This window comes from Thomasclavelia sp., assembly GCF_017889095.1.
Lineage (GTDB): Bacteria > Bacillota_I > Bacilli_A > Erysipelotrichales > Coprobacillaceae > Thomasclavelia.
Genome location: NZ_JAGHEW010000259.1, coordinates 1 through 4,528, shown reverse-complemented (window position 1 = coordinate 4,528; position 4,528 = coordinate 1). Strand labels below are relative to the sequence as shown.

Below are 4,528 nucleotides of genomic sequence, written 5' to 3'. Positions count from 1 at the left end.
TTTCTTTTTCATCACCAATATCCAGACAAAACAAATCATAGCTATCAGTTTTATCAATAAAATCACATGATTCATTAACAATATCAATATTATATTCAATATCTTTTTCTATAAAATACGATCCAAGGCAATCAGATAAATGTTTGGCATCTTCTAAATTCTCTTCAAATATTAAAATATTCATATTTTTCCTCCTTGATTGCAGCTAAAAAACACCAATCTATTGAGATCACTAATTATTTATTTCATTATATATATCATTATATATTTTCATATCACCATCTCTGGTTATACAATCAAACTCCATCGCATCTTTTAAAGTAATTTCTTTTTCATCTGTATTTTGTTCCAGTTTAGCACCCGTACCTGGGTTTAATCTAAAACTTCCGTATTTAAAACTACTAAAAAGATACGCTCCATCAATCAACGGGTTAATAGCGTTATCAATAAATACACGATATTTTTCACCTGTTTTAAGCGGTCTTGCTCCTTCACCGTATACTGTTCCTGAACGTGCTAATAAAAAGACAAGATCGTATATTCCTATTTTATCACCTATTTCAATTTTTTCTCCTTTTATAACCCTTTCGACAACACAATAATTAATTATTCCTTCACCTGAAAACTTTGATTTTTCCACTTTGACATCTAGACAGTATTTTGTATGATCAAGCAGATCTGTATAATCATTTATTTTATCATCATTGATAATCTTTTTTAAATATGGTGCATAATCAAGCATTTCATTAGCATTTTGGGTCGTATCGTATCTTGTATTGGCAATATAATCTTCAAAGTCATAGTTAGTTACTTTGATTTTACCATAAACAGCTAAACCTATAGTAATCAAAACAATAACTAAACAATATATTCTTAATTTTTTTATCATAATTTTTTCTCCAAAATACCGACTATTTTTCCATTATCAATTTTATAGACAACATCACTTAAAGCAAATAAATCATCCTTGCTATGACTTGCAAGCAAAATAATTTTACCTTCTTTTTTAGCTTCACCGATTAATTTATGAACCACTTTTAATCCCTCTTCATCAATTCCATTGGTTGGCTCATCAAGAATAATTATTTTTTGATTTTCCATAAAAGCCTGAGCCACTCTAAGTCTTTGTTTCATGCCAAGCGAATATTCCTTGTACTTTTTATTAGCTGCATGATCAAGATTCATTTTTTTTAGTACACCATGAATAAATTCATTATCTTTTTTATTATTAATCGTATAAAGCATCATTAAATTCTCAAAACCACTTAAGTGAGGATAATAGCCGGGATCTTCAATTAATACGCCTATTTGACTCAAATCAAATTCATTATTGATAATTGATTTTCCATCAACCAAAACATCGCCCTGATTTGGATGAATTAATGTTGTCACCGCTCGAAAAAGCATCGTTTTCCCAGAGCCATTACGACCATAAAAGCCATAAACATTCCCACTTTCAAATGCCAGATTAATATTATTTAAAATTACATTTCCTTTTATTTCTTTAGTATAATTTTTAATTTCTAGTTTCATTTTTTATTTCTCCTATAATATCTAGATGTAAATACACTTTATATATAGCCACTAAAGCAAACAAACTAGCTATCATACTAACAATATTTAGCCTAGTACTTATAAATAGACTACAAAAAGGAATATAAAAAGCTTCAATTCTAAGTAATAGATAAAATACTGTAAGTATCAAAGTAATAGCATAAGCATAATTTTTTATGAAAAGCGATACACCTAATACAATCATTGCTGTTGCAAATATCTCAATGATAATCTTTAATCCAAATTCCAGCATTTCTAAAGTAATTTTTACTGGATAACTTGTTTTGATTAATAGCAAAGGTAACTGAATAATTATAAACAATAAACTGTAAAGTATTGTTTTGATCAGTAATATTTTAACAGTTGCTTTAAAACAATTCTTGCGGTTATTAAATCTTAAATTAAAATTTATCAGCTTTAAATAAACGTTTTTGGTAATGAAAAAAATCGTTACAAACAACGGTGTTATCCAAATAATATTGAACTGTGAAAGTTCTCCATAATGAATGTAATATTTTATAAACATTTTAACAAAATCATCTGCATCAATTGAATCAATATAAGATGCTTTTATCAAAGAAAAAAGTAGTATTATTAAAGCATAAATAATTATTTCTAGTTTGTTTATTTTAATATTCATTTAAAAAATAATCCCTTCTCACAACTAAAAATATTGTTGAAAAAGTCAATATAACGATAATAAAAGCAATAATAGCTACAATAAACAGATAATTTCTTTGATACTGAAAAGGTAAAGCCAAAATATACTGAAAATCAAATAAGATATTATCTATGTAAATAAAATTAATATTTTCAAACAAAAAATCGATAGCAGCATATACAACAAATACCAATCCCGTTACCAAAACATGATTAGTAAACCATATATTAATAAATCGAATAAAAGCTGCAAATAGCATCATTATTACAACCATATTAAATGCACTAATTATTACCGGGATAAAGATTTTTTGATATATCGAAGCATTAAACACAAGCACAGGTATTATAAACATAAGTGCCAAAATCAATGAAACTCCGGCTTCAATCATAATACTTTTAATAAAAAAATTATCTATAGATTTGTATCTACATATTAGGGCATGGCGGTTTAGATTTTCAAATACAATATAATCAGCGGTCAGTATTATAATGATAAAAGAATATCTAACACTGATAACCGAAAGAGCACCTTGATACATGGTAATGAAATTGCTTTCTTTCGATAAATTACTTCCTGCACTTACTCCTAAAGCTGCCATCAATATAAAACACCACATTAAAACAGCATTTTTTAATGTATATTTCATAATATCTCTTCCTTTTTGATAATAACCGCTATCAATATACCTGATAAAACACTTAGAATTCCATAAAGAACAAAAACATCAGCAGGTGAAAAATGTGACATTAACTGAAGCTGATAAATTATCGAAATTTTTTGAAAACCAACAAATGAAACTATTTGTTCATAAACAAACATGATCAAAAGTACCTGAAAATAAATAACTAGCCGTTGTCTGACAAAAAAAGATATACAATAGGAAAGAAGTGAAAGCATTCCTAAAAGTATCGATACATGTCCAATTCCTATCAAAGCATATAGAATCGGTCTAACTGTTCTAAGTTCATCAAGAAATACTTGTGAAATCCCAGAAATATTAAAAGGATATGATTGATCTAATGGATAGCGAATGCCACTTCCAAAAATCAAGTACAAAACTAGATAATTAATTGTCAAAACGATAAAGAATAAAACAAAAGTAACTGCAAAGGACAAAAAAGCACGACAAATAATATTTTTTTTAGGATTTAAACGAGTATAAAACATTAATTCGCTCTTACGACTACGATCAAGCCACGATGAATCACTAAATATCAAAGCACCAATTACCGGAAAAGCAAGTACCAGTATAGGACTAAAATCCTCAATAGAATTTGTTGGTAAAATTAGGTATTCACTTGTGTTAGCAAATTCAATATAATCACTACCTTGAATAATCAAAAATATGTGAACCAAACTAATAATCATAGCAGCAATAAAAGCAAAATATAATTCCCTTTTATGCATAACATAATTAAGATTAAATTTTAATTCTTTCAATTTCTTCACTCCCTTCACCATAAAAACATTTATCCCACCTAGTACTCTTAAAATAGAAAATTACTATAAAACATCTAAATTGCATGTACATCAAAAATAATTGTTTATATAACTGTTTCTTATTTATTTTGCTTTAATTTTTGACAAACTAGTTTATCATTAATATCCTTCAATTACTTTCTCTATCTATATCATAACAAGTAATTCTTACTGGTTAGTGACTTTGATGAAAATAAGTATTATAAATTAGGGGAGCACATCATCCCCTCATATCATGGAAAAATAAAAATCAAGGCCATCTTACCTTGATTTTTTACTATTATGATTTATTTCATTAATTTAAATTAGCACTATACCTTAATTCAAACTCTTTTTTAAACAATCTTGATAAAGGAACAATTTCCCTAGTATTTAACACTATTTCATTACAGATTACCTGATCAACATAAGATAAATTAACTAAATAAGATTTATAAGATTGGACAAAGTGATAATCTTTTAACCTGTCGATCCAGCATTTAAAGGAGTCTTTGGTTTCATATATTTTTCCAGAAATAAAATGGATTCTTGTTTTACGATTATAATAATCAACATAAATAATATCATTATAATATATTTTAGTATCCTGGATTCTTAGATCATAAAAGCCGCTATATCTATTTATATATTTTTGTAAAATATTATCTATTTCCAATTTAAATTCCTGCTGTTTTATCGGTTTAATAAAATAACGATTTGCCTGTGCTTTATAGCCATCGATTAAATATTTTGTATATTTGGTTACAAAAATAATAATAGCATCTTTATTTAGATCACGAATTTTAATTCCAACATCAATCCCGCTTTCTTTTTCATCACCAATATCCAGAC

The 4,528-nt window shown here is 26.9% G+C and carries 7 protein-coding genes; all 7 read right to left on the bottom strand.

Annotated elements, in window-relative coordinates; translation table 11 throughout:
- Nucleotides 1–184 (bottom strand): hypothetical protein (locus tag J7M77_RS11605; RefSeq protein ID WP_296878711.1); only part of this gene is annotated, 184 nt, incomplete at its 3' end.
- A gap of 48 nt (nt 185–232) precedes the next feature.
- Entirely contained in the window at nt 233–889 is a 657-nt protein-coding gene (locus J7M77_RS11600) for a hypothetical protein (RefSeq protein WP_296878709.1), read from the bottom strand.
- The gene (locus J7M77_RS11595) at nt 886–1,533 is read right to left on the bottom strand and encodes an ABC transporter ATP-binding protein (RefSeq protein WP_296878707.1); all 648 of its coding nucleotides are present in this window, start codon (nt 1,531–1,533) and stop codon (nt 886–888) included. The genes J7M77_RS11600 and J7M77_RS11595 overlap by 4 nt, the downstream gene beginning before the upstream one ends.
- Nucleotides 1,517–2,194, bottom strand: coding sequence for a hypothetical protein (locus tag J7M77_RS11590; RefSeq protein WP_296878705.1), 678 nt, complete (start codon nt 2,192–2,194; stop codon nt 1,517–1,519). Before J7M77_RS11590 ends, J7M77_RS11595 begins: the two co-directional genes overlap by 17 nt.
- The gene (locus J7M77_RS11585) at nt 2,184–2,864 is read right to left on the bottom strand and encodes a hypothetical protein (RefSeq protein WP_296878703.1); all 681 of its coding nucleotides are present in this window, start codon (nt 2,862–2,864) and stop codon (nt 2,184–2,186) included. The genes J7M77_RS11590 and J7M77_RS11585 overlap by 11 nt, the downstream gene beginning before the upstream one ends.
- Complete coding sequence (locus J7M77_RS11580; protein ID WP_296878701.1) at nt 2,861–3,658, bottom strand: hypothetical protein; 798 nt, start codon at nt 3,656–3,658, stop codon at nt 2,861–2,863. The genes J7M77_RS11585 and J7M77_RS11580 overlap by 4 nt, the downstream gene beginning before the upstream one ends.
- 334 nt (nt 3,659–3,992) lie before the next feature.
- Nucleotides 3,993–4,528 (bottom strand): LytTR family DNA-binding domain-containing protein (locus J7M77_RS11575; protein WP_296878699.1); only part of this gene is annotated, 536 nt, incomplete at its 5' end.